Origin of the sequence: Ottowia oryzae (assembly GCF_003008535.1) — a bacterium.
Lineage (GTDB): Bacteria > Pseudomonadota > Gammaproteobacteria > Burkholderiales > Burkholderiaceae_C > Ottowia > Ottowia oryzae.
This window is the reverse complement of record NZ_CP027666.1, coordinates 2,105,520-2,123,286: the sequence shown is the minus strand read 5'-3', so window position 1 is coordinate 2,123,286 and position 17,767 is coordinate 2,105,520. Positions and strand designations below refer to the sequence as shown.

The following is a 17,767-nucleotide window of genomic DNA, read 5'->3' as shown; positions in this document are numbered from 1 at the left end:
ATTGATAGCTGCCAGCGCTTGCCCCTAGTGCGCCAGCAGCCTATTTGATTGATATTCTTCCATATGGACCTGCCCTACAGCCCCGCCGCCGACCGCAATCGCGACCCCATCCTCGCGGCGCTGCGCCCGCTGCTGGCCGAGCACGGGCGCGCGCTGGAGATCGCCAGCGGCACGGGCCAGCACATCGCCCACTTTGCAGCCGAGCTGCCCGGCTGGCACTGGCAGCCCACCGACCTGGGCGATGCGCTGTTCGGCGCCATCGCAGAGCGCACCCAACACCTGCCCAACGTGGCCGCCCCGCGTCGGCTGGATGTGCTGAGCGATGCCTGGCCCAGCGACGGGCCGCCGTTTTCGCCAAGCGGCCAGGCGCTGTTCGACCTGGTGTTTTGCGCCAACATGCTGCACATCGCGCCCTGGGCCTGCACCCCCGCGCTGATGCGCGGCGCCGCCCGGCACCTGGCGCCCGGCGGCTGGCTGGTCACCTACGGGCCCTACCTTGAAGCGGACGTGCCCACGGCGCCGTCCAACCTCGCTTTTGACGCCGACCTGCGCGCGCGACAGCCCGATTGGGGACTGCGCCAGCGCGAAGACGTGAACCGTGAGGCGCGCGCGGCGGGCCTGGCACCCGTGCACCGCGTGGCGCTGCCCGCCAACAACCTGCTGCTGGCCTTTCGCCGCGACTGAAGCTTGGCCAGGCGCCCGCCCACGGCGCCAGCTTGACCGGTAGGCCGACGGCAACCGCCCCGGCGCACGCCGCCCTGGTTGGGGTCGGTGGTGCCCCGCTAAAATAGGCGTCGCTCTTTACTATCCTTCCTGTAGCAGCCAGCGCTTGTCAGACATGGACTATCCCGGAAATCTCTTTGTGGTGGCGGCGCCCAGCGGCACCGGCAAATCCAGCCTGGTCAAGGCGTTGATGGAAGTGGACGCGGGGGTCAAGCCCTCGGTGTCGCACACCACGCGCGCGCCGCGCGGGCAGGAAAAGGATGGGCGCGAATACTTCTTCATCGACAACGCGGCGTTTGACGGCATGATTGCGCGCGGCGATTTTCTGGAATGGGCGCTGGTGCACGGCAACCGCTACGGCACCTCGCGCCGCGCCATCGAAGAACGCATCGGCAGCGGCGGCGACGTGGTGCTGGAGATCGACTGGCAGGGCGCGCTGCAGATCAAGCGCCTTTTCCCCGATGCGATCCTCGTCTTCGTGCTGCCGCCCAGTCTGGACGAGTTGCGCGCGCGCCTGATTCGCCGCGGCGAAGACGCGCCGGATGTGATCGAGCTGCGTCTGCGCAACGCCAGCGACGAGCTGGAACAGGCCGAAAACTTCGACTTCGTTATAATCAACGAGATATTTGAACGCGCGCTTTTCGACCTGAAAGCCATCGTGCACGCCCAGCGCCTGAAATACATCGCCCAGCGCCGCGCACGGCCCGAAACGTTCCAAGCCCTCAACATTCACTGACAGCCTCGCCCGCTGCCCTATTGCCATGGCCCGCATCACCGTCGAAGACTGCCTCGAACAAATCCCCAACCGCTTTCAGCTGGTTCTGGCCGCAACGTACCGCGCCCGCATGCTGAGCCAGGGCCATACGCCCAAGATCGAAGCGCGCAACAAGCCGGCCGTGACCGCGCTGCGCGAAATCGCCGCAGGCAAGGTTGGCCTGGAAATGCTGAAAAAAGTCTCCTGAGCCGCTGTCGGCCACACGCAGCGATTCAGGCCGTCCAAGGTCTTAATCCTGCAACAAAGGGCGCCTATAAGGCGCCCTTTTTCGTGCGCGCGCGCAACATGTAAGCGATCAGGTTAAATTCGGGGGCTATGAGCACAGTGCTGCCCCCACTGGACCAACCTTTGGCCGCCGCGAATGCGGCCGCCGCCAGCTTTGCCGCGCTCGAAAGCAAGCTGGATTACCTGGCGCCAGACGATGTCGAGTTGGTGCGCCGCGCCTACCGTTTTGCCGACCAGGCCCATCTGGGCCAGATGCGCCACAGCGGCGAGCCCTACATCACCCACCCCATCGCCGTGGCGGCGCAGTGCGCCGAATGGAAGCTGGACGCCCACGCCCTGATGGCCGCCCTGCTGCACGACGCCATGGAAGACTGCGGCGTGACCAAGGCCGACCTGATCGAGCAGTTCGGCCCATCGGTGGCCGATCTGGTGGACGGGCTGACCAAGCTGGACAAGCTGCAGTTCAGCACGCGCGAAGAAGGCCAGGCCGAATCGTTTCGCAAGATGCTGCTGGCGATGGCGCGCGACGTGCGCGTCATCCTCATCAAGCTGGCCGACCGCACCCACAACATGCGCACCATGGGCGACATGCCGCGCAGCAAGTGGGGGCGCATCAGTGCCGAAACGCAAGAGATCTACGCGCCCATCGCCCACAGGCTGGGCTTGAACCAGACCTACCGCGAGTTGCAGGACCTGGCCTTCCGCCACATGAAACCGTGGCGCTACAGTGTGTTGTCGAAGGCGGTCACCAAGGCGCGCCAGCGCCGCCGCGACCTGATCCAGAAAGTGCAGCAGGAGGTGCAGGGCGCGCTGAGCCAGGCAGGCCTGAGCGCGCGCATCGTCGGGCGCGAGAAAACGCTGCATTCCATCTACACCAAGATGGACGACAAGCACCTTTCTTTCGCGCAGGTCAATGATTTGTACGGCGTGCGCGTCATCGTGCCGCACGTGGTGGATTGCTACACCGCCATGGGCCTGCTGCACCAGCTCTACAAGCCAGTGCCCGGCCGCTTCAAGGACTACATTGCCATGCCCAAGGTCAATGGCTACCAGTCCTTGCACACCACGCTGGTCGGCCCGGCCAGCGTGAACGTCGAATTCCAGATCCGCACCGAGGCGATGGACTTGGTGGCCGAGGCCGGTGTGGCCGCGCACTGGCTCTACAAAGTCAACCAGGAAGAGCCCAGCGACGAGCTGGGCACGCAGTGGTTGCAGTCGCTGCTGGACATCCAGAACGAAACGCGCGATGCGACCGAGTTCTGGGACCACATCAAGGTCGATCTGGTGCCCGATGCGGTCTATGTCTTCACGCCCAAGGGGCAGATCATGGCGCTGCCGCAAGGCGCCACCGTGGTCGATTTCGCCTACGCCATTCACAGCAATGTGGGTGACCACGCCGTGGGCGCCAAGGTCAATGGCGAGCAGGTGCCGCTGCGCAGCGAGCTGGCCAACGGCGACGTGATCGAGATCGTCACCGCGCCCGTCTCCACGCCCAACCCGGCCTGGCTGGGCTTCGTGCGTACCGGGCGCGCGCGTTCGCGCATCCGCAGCCACTTGAAAAGCCTGGCGCAGGACGAATCGCGCGACCTGGGCGAGAAGCTGTTGGCGCAAGCCCTGCGCGCCGAGGGCATGGGCCAGCTGCCGGGGCACGAAAAGACCGAAAAGCCCTTGTGGGACAAGCTGTTGCGCTTCACAGGCAACCGCTCGCACGACGAGATGATGACCGACATCGGCCTGGGCAAGCGCAGCGCCAACATGGTCGCCAAGCGCCTCGTCACCCTGTTGGCGGCTGAGGGCGTGAAGCCCGACGCGCTGATGCTGACGCGCGAACGCTTCACCGCGCACGAGAGCCTGTCGCAAGGCGCCGTGATTCTGGACGGTGCCGAGAACATGTCGGTGAAGTACGCCACCTGCTGCCGCCCCGTGCCGGGCGACGGCGTGCTGGGCTACCTGGGCCGCGGCGAAGGCCTGGTGGTACACACCGACGAATGCGCGGTGGCGCGCCGCCTGCAGCACAAGGACGCCGAGCGCTTCATCACCGTGGCATGGGCCGACGAGCCCGTGCGCCTGTTCGAGGCGGGCATCGTCGTCACCGTGGTCAACGGCAAGGGCGTGCTGGCGCGCGTGGCCGCCGCCTTGGTCAGCGCCGAGGCGGACATCGTGCACCTGGGCATGACGGACGAAAGCGCCCAAGAGGCGCTGGATCTGCGCTTCGTCATCACCGTGCGCGATGTGACGCACCTGGACACGGTGCTGCGGCACCTCAAGCGCACGCAGTCTGTGTTGCGCGCCGCGCGCATCATGCCGGCGGGCAGCGCCTGAAGCAGCCTCCGGGCGTGACCGTCGGTGCGCACCGCTTTGCCCCAAGTTTTGAATTAATTCGGCCGCCAGCGCAGGCGGCACCAGCGCCGGCAGCTACCCAATCTATAGCAAATTCACTGATTGAGCGGCGTCAGGCATCGGCCTGCGGCAGTGGGTATTCCACCGCCAGCACCTCGATCTCGCGCGTACCCGCCGGCGTGGGCAGCTGCAGCGTGTCGCCCAGTTTGGCGCGCAGCAAGGTGCGGGCAATGGGGCTGATCCAGCTCACCTCGCCTTGCGCACTCTCGGCCTCGTCGATACCTTTGATCGTCACCGTGCGCTCTTCGCCCTCGTCGCCGGCATAGGTCACCGTGGCGCCGAAGAAGACTTGATCGCCCCCATGGTGCACGCTGGGGTCGGTCACCTCGGCGATCTCCAGGCGCTTGGTCAGAAAGCGGATGCGCCGGTCGATTTCACGCAGGCGTTTCTTGCCGTACAGATAGTCGCCGTTTTCACTGCGGTCGCCGTTCTTGGCGGCCCAGTGCACCGCTTCGACCACCTTGGGCCGCTCGTCGTCGATCAGCGTCAGCAACTCGCCGCGCAGGCGCGCGTAACCCGCTGGCGTGATGTAGTTCTTGCCCCCGGCGGGCAGTGGCGGCAGCGCGACGTCGTCGTCCTCTTCCTCGCCGTCGCGCTCGCGGGTGAATGCCTTGTTCATGCGGTCGATGATAGTTGGCGCGTGGGACAATGCCCGGCCCCAGCGCGCCCACCGCAGGCCGCGCTGGCCCGCCCTTCCCTTCTCGCCGTTTTTCCCGTGCCGATCCTGTCTTTCGCCGCTTTTTGCCACGCGCGTCCTTCTTCGACACTTTGCAGCCGCTCTGCTCACAAGGTGGCCGGATGAGCGCGCCTACGTTGCTTGAGCGCCTGGCGGGCTGGTGGGGCCAGCGACGCAAGAGCACGCTTCGCGTTGTGCTGAGCGACTACGTGCTCAACGGCGCCTCCAGCGCGCTGGGCATGTTTCTGGTCGCCACCATCGTCTACGCCTTTCTGGGGCATGAGGCGGCCGCCGTGGCCAACGTGGGCGTGATCGCCACGCTGGCTCCCGATCTGGTGGCCCCGCGCCGGGGCAAGCTGGCGCAGATGGTCGTCTGCCCACTGATCGGCGTGCCGCTGTTTGCCGTCGTGCTGGCGCTGGATGGCCAGTCGCTGGCGCTGGGGCTCTTCCTCGTGCCGGCCACGTTCTTCGTCTTTCTGGCGATGGCCTGGGGCAAGCGCGGCGCGCCGATCGCCATTGGCGTGATGCTGGCGGTGGTGTTTGCCATGTCGCTGCCGCCGCCCGAGGGCTCGCACCAGGTGCTGCTGCGCACCTTCTACTGCGCCCTGGGTTCGGCCCTGTACGTGGTGTATTCGCTGATCGCCAACGCGGTGCTGAACGGCCGCTACCGCACCCAGATGACGGCCGACCTGCTGCTGGCCGTCGCCGCCTTGCTGCAGGCCCACGCGCGGCGCGTGGCGCCCAGCGAAGACGGCGCCTCGCAGGCGGCTGATCTGGACCCCGATTCCCCCACCGGCCTGGGCGAGCTGCTCAAGCGCCAATCCGCCCTGGCCGACCAGCTGCAAGCCACGCGCGATGTGGTTCTTGAAACGCCCAACACCCCGCGGCGCCAGCAACTGGCCGGCATGCTGGTGGTGGTGCTGGAGATGCGCGACCACCTCGTGGCCAGCGAGCTGGATCTCGGCCGGGTCCGTCAAGCCGCGGGTCACGGCCGTGCGTTGCAGGAAATTGCCGATATTTATCGGCAGATGGCAGACGATGTTACCAGTCTGGCCGACGACCTGCTGCTGCGCCGGCGCCCGCCCGTCGCTACCGACCACCGTGAGCAGTTGCTGAGCCTGCGCCTGCCGTCCGGCGACAGCGATCAAGACGTGGACCCCGCCGTGGCCGAGCGAGACGCCCTGCTGCGCGGCGTGAGCTTTCGCATGGAGCACCAGAACAACGCCGTGCGGCAGCTCAGCCTGCTGGCGCGCGGCGAGGCGCCGCCGGACCTATCGGTGGTGCGCAACAGCTGGCGGCTGTTCGTCAGCCCCACCGATTGGTCGCTGCAACCCTTTCTGGCCGTCTGGCATTGGCGCCAACCCGCCTTGCGCCACGCCGTGCGTGCCGGGCTGGCGGTGGGCACGGGCTACCTGGTGGCCGAGCTGCTGCCGTGGGGCTCTCACCCGTACTGGATATTGCTGACGATCGTCGTCGTGCTGCGCGGCAGCCTGGCGCAGACACTGGAACGCCGCAACCAGCGTGTGGCCGGCACGCTGATCGGCAGTCTGCTGGCCACTGGGCTGCTGGCCACGCACCCGCCCGCGCTGGTGCTGCTGGCGGCGGTCACCGTGTCCCAAGGCTTTGCGCACGCCTTTGCGCTGCGGCGCTACGTGATCACCGCCATCGCGGCTTCGGTGCTGGGCCTTGTACAGGCGCACATGCTGCACGTAGGCGGCAGCACCACGTTCGCCTTTTTCGAGCGCGTGGCCGATACGCTGCTCGGCTCGGGCATTGCGTGGGCGTTTGCGTACATCCTGCCCTCGTGGGAAAGGGGCCAGATCTCCGGGCTGGTGCGGCGCGTGCTGAAGGCGATGGACCGCCACGCCCGTGAATCGTTGACGGCCGTGCAGATGCAGTCGATCGACACCGAATCCGAGCTGACCTGGCGCCTGGCCCGGCGCGAGGTGTACGACGCGCTGTCGGCCCTCGTGCAGGCCAGCGCCCGTGCCCTGGCCGAACCCCGCGCCGTGCAACCGCCGGTCGCCCTGCTTGAGCAGCTGCAAGGCCACAGCTACCAATTGCTGGGGCAGCTGAGCGCCATCAAGTCGCTGCTGCTGCTGCGCCGCGACCGCATGCAGATGGACTTGATCGAGCAGCCTCTGGCCACCGCCGCCGCGCGCATCGAACACGCGTTGACGCTGCACGCAGTCAACCCTGCCGGCGCCGGGGGCACATCAGCGGTCGATCTGGATGCATCCCTGCCCGCCGTGCCCGAAACCCTGCCCGATCCGCACCAGCAAGACGCCACGCCCTGGCTGCTGCGCCGCCTTGCCCTGTCAGAAGCGCTGGCCCTGCGTGTGCAAACCGACTCGCAGCGCGTGCTGACCGAGCTGAACACCAAGACCTGAGGCGCCTGCGCCGCCTCGAAACCGCTTGGCGTGGTGTGGTGGCATTCAAGCACTTCTAGAATGTTGGGTTTGCCTTGACATCAAGAGGAGCAGCCATCATGTCAGACCAAGCCGTCCTACCCGTCGTCCGCTGGGGTACCAGCGTTGCCCCCGAGCACCACGTTGGCCTGCTGCGCCTGGCGATCCTTACGGTTCAGGGCCAGACCGAGGACGAAGCCAAGGAAACGCCCATCTTCAGTTTTTCGCCAGCACAGCTGCGTGAGCTGGCCGCCACCTTTGTCCAGCTTGCCGAACGCCTGGAGCCCACCGCGCCCTACACCTTCGAGGTCACCGGCTGACACTTGAGTGGGGAATAGGCCCCGGGCTCAGGGGCGTTGCCTGGCTGCTTCGACCTCGATGCAGCGGCAGCGCCCCCCACAGGCCCACGAAGGCGGGCCATCTCGCACGGCCATCCCGGCTCCACGCCCAAAATGCCCAGCAAAATCAAAGAGATAGCGGACAGCACCGCGGCTGACAAAGCCGTGACGAGCGGCGTCGAGGCAGCCCACACGCCGATGATGCAGCAGTACCTGCGTCTGAAGGCGGACTTCCCCGACACGCTGCTCTTCTACCGCATGGGCGATTTCTACGAGATGTTCTATGCCGACGCCGAGCGCGCCGCCGGCCTGCTGGACATCACGCTGACCACGCGCGGGCAATCGGCCGGCCAGCCCATACCGATGGCAGGGGTGCCCTTTCATTCGGTCGATGGCTACCTGGCCCGGCTGATCAAGCTGGGCGAATCCGTTGCCATTTGCGAGCAAGTGGGCGACGTGGCCACCAGCAAGGGGCCGGTGGAGCGCAAGGTGGTGCGCGTGGTGACCCCCGGCACGCTGACCGACAGCGAACTGCTGTCCGACAAAAGCGAATCGCTGCTGCTGGCCGTTTATCCGGGTGCCCGCCAGCGCATCGGCCTGGCGTGGCTGGCGGTCACGCAGGGGCAGGTGCACCTGGCCGAATGCGCCGCCGACGAACTGCCGAGCTGGCTGGAACGCATCGGCGCCAGCGAGGTGCTGGTGCCGGTGGAAGCGGGCGACGCCTTTGCGCGACGGGTGGGCGCGGTGCGCGGGGCCGGGCGTGCAAGCACTCTTACGCACCGGCCGGGCTTTCAGTTTGATGCGGCGCTGGGCCGCCGCAAGCTTTTGGAGCAGCTGCAAACCGCCAGCCTGGCCGCCTGGAACGCCGAAGACGCCCCCCTGGCCCACGCCGCGGCCGCCGCGCTGCTGGCGTACGCGGAACACACGCAGGGCCGCGCCCTGCCCCACGTGCGCGGCCTGCAGGTAGAGCGCGCAGGCGAGCTGATCGAGCTGCCCGTGGCCACCCGCCGCAATCTGGAGCTGACGCAAACCCTGCGCGGTGAAGAAGCGCCCACGCTGTTCTCGCTGCTGGACACCTGCATGACGGGCATGGGCAGCAGGCTGCTGAAGACCTGGCTGCTGGAGCCGCGCCGCGACCGCGCGCAAGCCACCGACCGCCTGGGCGCGATCGCGGCCCTGCGCGAAGGCGGCCTGGCCACGCGCGTGCGTGCACAGCTCAAGGGCACGAGCGATGTGGAGCGCATCACCGCGCGCCTGGCGCTGGCCCAGGTGCGCCCGCGCGAGCTGGTCGCGCTGCGCCAGACGCTACAAAAACAAGAGCTGCCGGCGCTCATCCAGAGAGCGCCAGACGCCTATTTGACTCAGATCTGCACCGAGCTGGCCCCGCCCGTTGACGCCGCCGCCCTTTTGCAGGCCGCGCTGCTGGAAGAGCCCGCCGCGATGGTGCGCGACGGCGGTGTGATCGCCCCGGGGCTGGACGCCGAACTGGACGAGCTGCGCGCCATTGCTGAGAACTGCGACGCTTTCCTGGTCGAGCTGGAGGCGCGCGAACGTGCCCGCACCGGCATCGCCAACCTGCGCGTGCAGTTCAACCGCGTGCACGGCTTCTACATCGAAGTCACGCAAGGTCAGGCCGCCAAGGTGCCGGACGACTACCGCCGCCGCCAGACGCTGAAGAACGCCGAGCGCTTCATCACGCCCGAGCTGAAGGCCTTTGAAGACAAGGCGCTGTCGGCGCAAGAGCGCGCGCTGGCCCGCGAAAAGTGGCTGTACGAGCAGCTGCTGGCCCAACTGCAGCCACACGTGCCGGCACTGACGCGCTTTGGCCGCGCGCTGGCCAGCCTGGACACGCTGGCGGCGCTGGCCGAACGGTCTCTGACGCTGGAATGGCACGCCCCCGAATTCGTGCGCGAACCGTGCATCGACATCCGCGGCGGGCGCCACCCGGTCGTGGAGGCGCGCCTGCAAGAGACCATGGGCGCGCCCTTCATCCCGAACGACACGGCGCTGGGCCCCAAGGCGCGCATGCAAATCATCACCGGCCCCAACATGGGCGGCAAAAGCACGTACATGCGGCAGGTGGCACTGATCGCGCTGCTGGCCAGCGTGGGCAGCTACGTGCCGGCCGCCAGTTGCCGCCTGGGCCCGCTTGACGCGATCCACACCCGCATCGGCGCAGCGGACGACCTGGCCAACGCGCAGTCCACCTTCATGCTGGAGATGACCGAGGCGGCGCAGATCCTGCACAGCGCCACCAGCCAGTCGCTGGTGCTGATGGACGAAATCGGCCGCGGCACCAGCACCTTCGACGGCCTGGCGCTGGCCAGCGGCATCGCCGCGTACCTGCACGACCGCACCCAGGCGTTCACCCTGTTCGCCACGCATTATTTCGAGCTGACCGAGTTTCCGGCCACGCACCACGCGGCTTTCAACGTCCATGTGAGCGCCGCCGACACCGCCGAGCGAGGCGGGCACGACATTGTTTTCCTGCACGAGTTGCAACCCGGCCCGGCCAGCCGCAGCTACGGCATTCAGGTGGCCAAGCTGGCCGGCGTGCCCGCGGCCGTGGTCAACCACGCGCGCCACGCCCTGGCCCGGCTGGAGGCGGGCGCCCAGCAAGCGCAGCGACAAGTCGATCTTTTCACGCCCCCGCCCGCCGAGGACACGGCGCGCGAGCCCAGCGCCGTAGAATCAGCCTTGACCGGGATCGACCCCGACGCCCTCACCCCGCGCGACGCGCTGGATACCCTGTACCGCTTGAAAAAGCTCGCCAGCGCGGGCTGAATCACCACTTTTTCCCCATGACCTATTGCTGCGCCATCAAGATCAACGCTGGCATGGTGTTTCTGTCCGATTCCCGCACCAATGCTGGGGTGGATTCGATCAGCACCTTCCGCAAGATGCTGGTGTACGAGCGCCCGGGCGACCGCTTCATGGTGATGCTGTCGGCCGGCAACCTCTCCATCACCCAATCGGTGCGCGAGATTCTGCAGGACGAATCGGTCGAGCACCTGGAGACAGGCGCACCCGTCACGATCTGGAACGCGCGCAGCATGTTCGACGCCGCGCGCGTGCTGGGCAGCGCCGTGCGGCGCGTGGAAGAGCGCGACGGCCCCGCGCTGCGCCAGGCCGGCCTGGATTTCAACGTGTCGCTTATCTTCGGCGGCCAGATCGCCGGCGAAGGCATGCGCCTGTTTCTGGTGTACTCGGCCGGCAATTTCATCGAAGCCACCGCTGAAACGCCGTATTTCCAGATCGGTGAATCCAAGTACGGCAAGCCGGTGCTGGACCGAGTCATCACCACCACCACCCCGCTGGACGAAGCGGCCAAGTGCGCGCTGGTGTCGATGGATTCGACCATCAAGTCCAACCTGTCCGTCGGCCTGCCGCTGGACCTGGTGGTCTACCAGGCCGGCGCGCTGCAGTCCGACCGCGTCATCTGTATCGACCACGACAACCCGTATTTCCAAATGCTGCACAACAGCTGGGGCGAACGGCTGCGACAGGTGTTCGACAGCATCGAAGACCCGCAATGGAATGGCGGCAAAACGGAAGTGCCGCTGCGAGTGGAATCGAAGCGCAACCCCGCATTGCGCAAGATCGGCTCGCCGGCCGAGCGCTTGATCTAACGACCAAGCATAAAAACGGGCGCCAGCGCCCGTCCCAGCAGCGCTGGCAGCTATTTATTCAATAGCACACCCCCCTGTCAAGCGCTGACAGTAGACGGCTCCTTGGCCATGCTAACCGCCCTGGGGTGATTGGGGCACTGCTGAACCTGAGGCAGGGACGAGCCCGAACCCGCGTCACGCCAAGGTAAACCTGAGGTAAACCTGGGTTTTGTCGCAACTTGGCACGGCACTTGCGCTACCCTTTCTGGTTGCGCCGAGGCCGTGCGCCGCGCCGCCGCACTGAGCGCGGACTGGGCCGCGCCGCTTGGCTCTTATCCGTCGGACCTTTGATTGACAGCGGGCAGCCAGCGCCGCCTGCGTGGCGGCTTCGCTGTTCGACAATACCGGTTACATCTGCATGCCTGTCACGCCCATGCCGCCCCGCTCTTTCTGCGCGAATCTTCACCGCTGCCCGACACACACCGCTCTTGCTGCTCTGCCATACCGCTCGCGCTGGTCGTCGCTGGCGGCGGGCGCCGTTCTGGCCGCGCTCGCCATCGGGGTTGCAGGCTGCGGCGATCGGAACAAGCCCGCCGCGGCGGCGCCACCGCCGCCTGAGGTGGGTGTCATCACGCTGTCCTTGCGCAGCCAGTCGCTCAGCTCCGAGCTGCCGGGCCGCACAGCTGCGTTCATGAGTGCCGAGGTGCGACCCCAAGTCAACGGCATCGTGCTCAAACGGCTGTTCACCGAGGGCAGCCAGGTGCGCGCCGGGCAGGTGCTCTACCAGATTGACCCGAGCACCTACCGCGCCGCGCTGGCTTCGGCGCGCGCCACGCTGAGCAAGGCGCAGGCGGCGGCGCGCACGGCCCGGGTCAACGCCGAACGCAATGCCGAACTGGTGAAGATCGACGCCGTCAGCCGCCAGGTGGCGCAGGAAAGCGAGGCGCAGGCACTGCAGGCCCAGTCGGACGTGGCGGCGGCGCAGGCGGCAGTGCAGGCCGCGCAGATCAACCTGAACTTCACCGACGTGAAGGCGCCCATTTCGGGCCGCGTGAACCTGTCGTCAGTAACGCCTGGCGCGCTGGTCACCGCCAACCAGGCCGGCGTGTTGACCACCATCGTTCAGCTGGACCCGATGTACGTGGACTTCACGCAGTCCACGGCCGAGCTGCTGGGCCTGCGCCGCGACATCGAGGCGGGCCGCTACCAGGGTGTATCTGAGCAGACGCTGCCCGTGAAGCTGGTGCTGGAAGACGGCACGCCCTACCCGCACCAGGGCAAACTGGCCTTCTCGGGCCTCATCGTCAACCCCGGCACCGGCGGCGTGACGCTGCGTGCCGCCGTGCCCAACCCGCAAGGCCTGTTGATGCCGGGCATGTACGTGCGCGCCGAGTTGCCGGTGGGCGTGCAGCCGCAGGCGCTGCTGATTCCGCAGAAATCGGTGGTGCGCGACCCTTCGGGGCGGGCCAACGTGTGGGTGGTGGGCGAAGGCGACAAGCTGGAGCGCCGCCCCGTTGCCTTGGGCCAGGCCATCGGCAACCAATGGCTGGTGGACAACGGCCTGAAGGCGGGCGAACGCATCGTGGTGGACGGCTTTCAGCGTGTGCGCCCCGGTATCCAGATCAAGCCGGTACCGGGCAGCGCGGGGAACGGGCCCACGCCCGCACCCACGGGCGCAGCCTCTGCGCCAGGTGCCGCTGCCGTTCCGGCCCAGGGCACATTGAACGCAGTGCCCGCGCCTGCTGCAGCGGCTTCGCAGGCCTTGGTGGCGCAAAGCCGCCCTTCCGCGAACTGAGCGCCGCGAGGTTTCAGCCATGGCGCAGTTCTTCATCAACCGGCCCATCTTTGCGTGGGTGCTGGCCATTGTCATCATGCTGGCCGGCGCGCTGGCGGTGCTCACCTTGCCGGTCGAGCAATTCCCCAACATCGCCCCACCCCGCGTGACCATTGGCGCCGACTACGTGGGCGCCTCGGCCGAAACGGTGGACAACTCGGTCACGCAGGTGATCGAGCAGCAGCTCAAGGGCATCGACAACCTGCTGTACATCAACGCCACCAGCAACCAGTCGGGCCAGTCGCGTACCACGCTGACGTTTGCGCCGGGCACCAACATCGACGTGGCGCAGGTTCAGGTGCAGAACAAGCTGCAGCAGGCCATGAGCCGCTTGCCCAACGAAGTAACCAGCCGTGGCGTGTTCGTCACCAAGGGCGGGCAGGACTTCCTCATGGTGGTGTCGTTCAGCTCGCCCGACCCCAGCGTCAGCCATGTGGATGTGGGCGACTACCTGCGCAGCAACCTGGTCGACGTGCTGGGCCGCATCGACGGCGTGGGCGACGTGCAGGTGTTCGGCACCGGTTACGCCATGCGCGTCTGGCTGGACCCGCGCCAGCTGGAGAAATACGCGCTGATGCCCGGTGACGTAGCCAACGCCATCCAGGCCCAAAACGCACAGGTGTCGGCCGGCCAGCTGGGTGCATTGCCCAGTGTGCAGGGCCAGCAGATCAACACCGCCATCACCGCGCGCACCAAGCTCAAAACGGTAGAGCAGTTTGAAAACGTGTTCCTCAAGGTGGCGCAGGATGGTGCGGCCATCACCATCAAGGATGTCGGGCGGGTCGAGCTGGGCCCGGAAGACCTCACAGTGCTGTCCCGGCTGGACGGCAAGCCCGGCGCGGGCATCGGCATCGTGCTGGCGGACAGCGCCAACGCCATGGACGTGGCCGAGCGCATCAACGCGCGGCTGACCGAGATGGAGCCGCTGTTCCCCTACGGCCTCAAGCCCGTGGTGGTGATGGACTCCACGCCCTTCGTCAAGACCTCCATCGAGGAGGTGGTGAAGGCCTTGATCGAGGCGATGGTGCTGGTCGTTCTGGTGATGTTCCTGTTCATGCAGAACCTGCGCGCCACGCTGATTCCGGCCATCGCGGTACCGGTTGTTCTGCTGGGCACCTTCGGCGTGCTGGCAATCGCCGGCTACTCCATCAACACGCTGACCATGTTCGGGCTGGTGCTGGCCATCGGCCTGTTGGTGGACGACGCCATCGTGGTGGTGGAAAACGTCGAACGGGTGATGCACACCGAGCATCTGTCGCCGAAAGAGGCCACGCGCAAGTCGATGCGCGAGATCACACCCGCGCTGGTGGGCATCACGATGACGCTGTCGGCGGTGTTCATTCCGATGGCGTTCTTCGGCGGCTCCACCGGCATCATCTACCGGCAGTTCTCGATCACCATCGTGACGGCCATGGTGCTGTCGGTGCTGGTGGCGCTGACGCTGACGCCGGCCCTGTGCGCGTCCTTGCTGCGCCCGCCCAGAGAACCGGGCGAGCAGCGCAAAGGCTTGCTGGGCCTGAGCGACCGCTTTTTCGACCGCTTCAACCGCGGCTTCGACCGCACCACCCACGGCACCGTGACGTGGGCGGGCCGCTTCATGCGGCGCGCGGGCCGAATGATGCTGGTGTACCTGCTGATTGGCGCCGGGATCGCCTGGATGTTCCACCGCTTGCCCACCAGCTTCGTGCCGGAAGAGGATCAGGGCTCGCTCTCCGTCATCATCAACCTGCCTGCCGGCGCCACGGCCGAGCGCACCAATGCTGTCGCCAACGAAGTCACCGAGTACTTCCGCGGCATGCCGGAAGTCGTAGGCATCAACACCGTGACCGGCCTGGGTGGCAGCCAGTCCACCGCCCGCGCCTTCGTGCGGCTGAGCGACTGGGGCCTGCGCACGCGGCCCGAACAAAGCGCCAGCGCGATGGCGCAGAAGGCGACGCGCGATCTGCGCAAGATCCGCGACGCCAGCGTCATCGTCACACTGCCGCCAGTGATCCGCAGCCTGGGCTCCAGCGCCGGGTTTCTGATGGAACTGAAAGACATGAACCAGTTGGGCCACGACGCGCTGATGGCCGCCAAGCAAACCTTGCTGACCCAGGCCGGCGCAGACCCGCGCCTGACACGGGTGCGCGCCGTCAACTCGGATGACACCGCTCAACTTTCTGTAGCAGTAGACGACCGCAAGGCGGGCGCCCAGGGCCTGACCACCGCCGACGTGAACCGCACCTTGTCGATCGCCATGGGCGGCAGCTACATCAACGACTTCGTGCACAACGGGCGCGTCAAGCGCGTCTACGTGCAGGGGGACACGCCCTACCGCATGCTGCCGCAAGACGTCCACGACTGGAGCGTGCGCAACAACGCGGGGCAGATGGTGCGTTTCGACACGTTTTCTGAAAGCAGCTGGGGCTATGGCTCGCCCCTGCTGCGCCGATACAACGCCAGCCCGGCGATCGAGGTAGAGGGCGAGGCCGTGCCCGGCGTGAGCACGGGCGAGGCAATGCGCGTGATGGAAGGCATCGCCGCCAAGCTGCCCACTGGCATCGGCTACGAATGGTCGGGCGCTTCGTTCCAGGAAAAGCAGGCCGGTGCGCAGGCGCCTGTGCTGTACGCCATCTCGGTGCTGTTCGTTTTTCTGTGTCTGGCCGCCTTGTATGAAAGCTGGACCGTGCCGCTGGCGGTGATTCTGGGGGTGCCGCTGGGTGTGCTGGGCGCGCTGGTGTTCACCAGCGTGCGGGGCCTGGACAACGACGTGTACTTCCAGGTCGGCCTGCTGACCACCGTCGGGTTGGCTTCGAAAAATGCCATCCTGATCGTCGAATTCGCCACGCAGCTGCAACAGCAGGGCAAGACCTTGTGGGACGCCACGCTGGAAGCGGTGCGCCTGCGGCTGCGGCCCATAGTGATGACATCGCTGGCATTCGGCGTCGGTGTGCTGCCGCTGGCGCTGGCCACCGGCGCTGGATCGGCGGGACGGCACTCCATCGGCACGGCCGTGCTCGGCGGCACGGTTTTCTCCACGGTCCTGGGGCTTTTCTTCGTGCCGGTGTTCTTCCTTCTGATTCGCAGTTGGTTCAAGGACCGCGTGCAGCGAGATGCAGCGAAACCCAACGCCACACCGGCAACGGAGGCCGGCGTATGAGCGCGCACCGACAATCCCTGAGCCCGCGGCTGCTGGGCGCGCTGAGCACCACCTGTGTATGGGTGCTTGCCGGCTGCAACCTGGCGCCGCAGTATTCCGCGCCGCCCTTGAGCGTGCCCACCGAGATCGTTCCGGCGAATGCGGCGTCTGCCCGCGACCACGCCGCCAATCCGGCCGCCCCCGCGGCCGTGCCCGCTCCGCCTCTTGCAGACTGGGTGACGGACGACCGCCTGCTGCGTTTGCTGCAGCAGGCGCTGGACCAAAACCGCAACCTGCAGCAGGCGGTGCTGAACGTGGAACGCGCCCGCGCGCTGTACGGCATCACGCAAGCCAATCAGCTGCCGACGATTGCGCTGTCTTCGCAGGCTTCGCGTACGCGCGTGGCGGCCGACCTCAGCAACTCGGGCCAGAGCGTCATTCAGAACCAGTTCAGCGTGCAACTGGGCTTGACCGCGTTCGAGCTCGATTTCTGGGGCCGTGTGCGCAACCTGAGCGAAGCAGCCTTGCAGCAGTACCTGGGGCAAACCAACGCGCAAGAGAGCGTTCGTTTAACGCTGGTGGGCGATGTGGCGCAGGCTTGGCTCAACCTGGCCGCCGACCAGCAGCGCTTGCGCCTGGCGCAGGACACGCTGGCCTCGCGCGAAAAGGCCTTCACACTGACCCAACGCATGCATGAGTTGGGCGCCACTTCAGGCCTGGTGCTCGCCCAGAATCAGACCACGGTTGACGCCGCGCGCCTGGACTTGGCCGCTTACCAAAGCCAGGTGGCGAAAGACCGCCACGCGCTGGAACTGCTGGCAGGCGGCCCCGTGGCCGACGTGCTTTTGCCCACCGCCGCCGATGGGCTGGACAAGCCGATCGCCGTGCTGATCGAAGCGCCCGGCGCCCTGCCCTCCACGGTGCTGCTGCGCCGCCCCGACGTCCGTGCGGCAGAGCACCAGTTGCAGGCGATGAACGCCAACATCGGTGTGGCACGCGCCAATTTCTTCCCGCGCATCAACCTCACTGCCGCCATCGGCACTGGCAGCCGGGCGCTGTCTGCCTTGTTCGAAGGCGGCAATGGCACTTGGAACGTCGGCCCCGCCATTGCCCTGCCCATCTTCGATGGCGGTGCCAACCGGGCCAACCTGCGCGTTGCTCAGGTCGACCGCGACCTGGCCGTCAACGGCTACGACCGCGCGGTGCAGGCCGCCTTTCGTGAAGTGGCGGACGCGCTGGCCGAGCGCCTGACCTGGCAACAGCGCCTCACCGCGGCCACGGCGCTGGTCGATGCGAATCAAAAGGCACTGGATTTGTCCAATGCGCGCTTCAAGGCGGGCACCGACAACTACCTCAGCGTGCTGGATGCGCAGCGCAGCCTGTACCTGGCGCAGCAGCAACTGATCAGCCTGCGCCTGGCCGAACAGGTCAACCGCGTGGCGCTGTACAAGGCACTGGGTGGCGACGCGCCGGCCACGCCATGAGCGTGGTCTGCCCGCCGCACCGGTGCGGCGAGCGGACGCATACCAAGCCGTGGACAGCTCGACGCTCGCACGGCCCGGCGCGCTCCGGCATTCGGCTGCCGTGCGTTGCTGTCTGTCGGCTCAGCCCCGGCGGGCTTTCCTTCCAGCACGACCTTGCCGCCCTCCACCGTCGCAGCCC

Annotated in this window: 12 protein-coding genes; 11 read left to right on the top strand and 1 reads right to left on the bottom strand. The window is 67.1% G+C overall.

Annotated elements, in window-relative coordinates:
- Positions 1-63: 63 nt before the first annotated feature.
- The 4 genes from C6570_RS09855 to C6570_RS09840 all read left to right on the top strand — a co-directional run bounded on the left by C6570_RS09855 (position 64) and on the right by C6570_RS09840 (position 4,045).
- Entirely contained in the window at positions 64-684 is a 621-nt protein-coding gene (locus tag C6570_RS09855) for a DUF938 domain-containing protein (RefSeq protein ID WP_106703044.1), read from the top strand.
- Positions 685-838: 154 nt separating this feature from the next.
- On the top strand, positions 839-1,459 hold the full coding sequence (gmk, locus tag C6570_RS09850) for a guanylate kinase (RefSeq protein ID WP_106703043.1): 621 nt from the start codon (positions 839-841) through the stop codon (positions 1,457-1,459).
- 25 nt (positions 1,460-1,484) lie between these two features.
- Positions 1,485-1,685, top strand: coding sequence for a DNA-directed RNA polymerase subunit omega (gene rpoZ, locus C6570_RS09845; protein WP_106703042.1), 201 nt, complete (start codon positions 1,485-1,487; stop codon positions 1,683-1,685).
- A 128-nt stretch (positions 1,686-1,813) separates the two neighbouring features.
- Complete coding sequence (locus tag C6570_RS09840) at positions 1,814-4,045, top strand: RelA/SpoT family protein (protein ID WP_106703041.1); 2,232 nt, start codon at positions 1,814-1,816, stop codon at positions 4,043-4,045.
- Between the two features lie 130 nt (positions 4,046-4,175).
- On the opposite strand, the gene greB is transcribed toward C6570_RS09840, so the two are convergent.
- Positions 4,176-4,742 (bottom strand): transcription elongation factor GreB, encoded by a 567-nt coding sequence (greB, locus tag C6570_RS09835; protein ID WP_106703040.1) that lies wholly within the window; start codon positions 4,740-4,742, stop codon positions 4,176-4,178.
- A gap of 179 nt (positions 4,743-4,921) precedes the next feature.
- Between greB and C6570_RS09830 the strand changes: the two genes are divergently transcribed.
- The 7 genes from C6570_RS09830 to C6570_RS09800 all read left to right on the top strand — a co-directional run bounded on the left by C6570_RS09830 (position 4,922) and on the right by C6570_RS09800 (position 17,589).
- Positions 4,922-7,189 carry an FUSC family protein gene (locus tag C6570_RS09830; RefSeq protein ID WP_106703039.1) on the top strand — a complete coding sequence of 756 codons (2,268 nt, stop codon included), beginning with the start codon at positions 4,922-4,924 and terminating at the stop codon, positions 7,187-7,189.
- Between the two features lie 98 nt (positions 7,190-7,287).
- Positions 7,288-7,527 carry a hypothetical protein gene (locus C6570_RS09825; RefSeq protein ID WP_106703038.1) on the top strand — a complete coding sequence of 80 codons (240 nt, stop codon included), beginning with the start codon at positions 7,288-7,290 and terminating at the stop codon, positions 7,525-7,527.
- 216 nt (positions 7,528-7,743) lie between these two features.
- Positions 7,744-10,329 carry a DNA mismatch repair protein MutS gene (mutS, locus tag C6570_RS09820; RefSeq protein ID WP_106704630.1) on the top strand — a complete coding sequence of 862 codons (2,586 nt, stop codon included), beginning with the start codon at positions 7,744-7,746 and terminating at the stop codon, positions 10,327-10,329.
- A gap of 17 nt (positions 10,330-10,346) precedes the next feature.
- Complete coding sequence (locus C6570_RS09815; RefSeq protein WP_106703037.1) at positions 10,347-11,174, top strand: proteasome-type protease; 828 nt, start codon at positions 10,347-10,349, stop codon at positions 11,172-11,174.
- Positions 11,175-11,772: 598 nt separating this feature from the next.
- Entirely contained in the window at positions 11,773-12,948 is a 1,176-nt protein-coding gene (locus tag C6570_RS09810) for an efflux RND transporter periplasmic adaptor subunit (protein WP_245896154.1), read from the top strand.
- Between the two features lie 19 nt (positions 12,949-12,967).
- Entirely contained in the window at positions 12,968-16,126 is a 3,159-nt protein-coding gene (locus tag C6570_RS09805) for an efflux RND transporter permease subunit (RefSeq protein WP_106703036.1), read from the top strand.
- Entirely contained in the window at positions 16,123-17,589 is a 1,467-nt protein-coding gene (locus tag C6570_RS09800; RefSeq protein ID WP_106703035.1) for an efflux transporter outer membrane subunit, read from the top strand. The genes C6570_RS09805 and C6570_RS09800 overlap by 4 nt, the downstream gene beginning before the upstream one ends.
- The last annotated feature ends 178 nt before the right edge of the window (positions 17,590-17,767 follow it).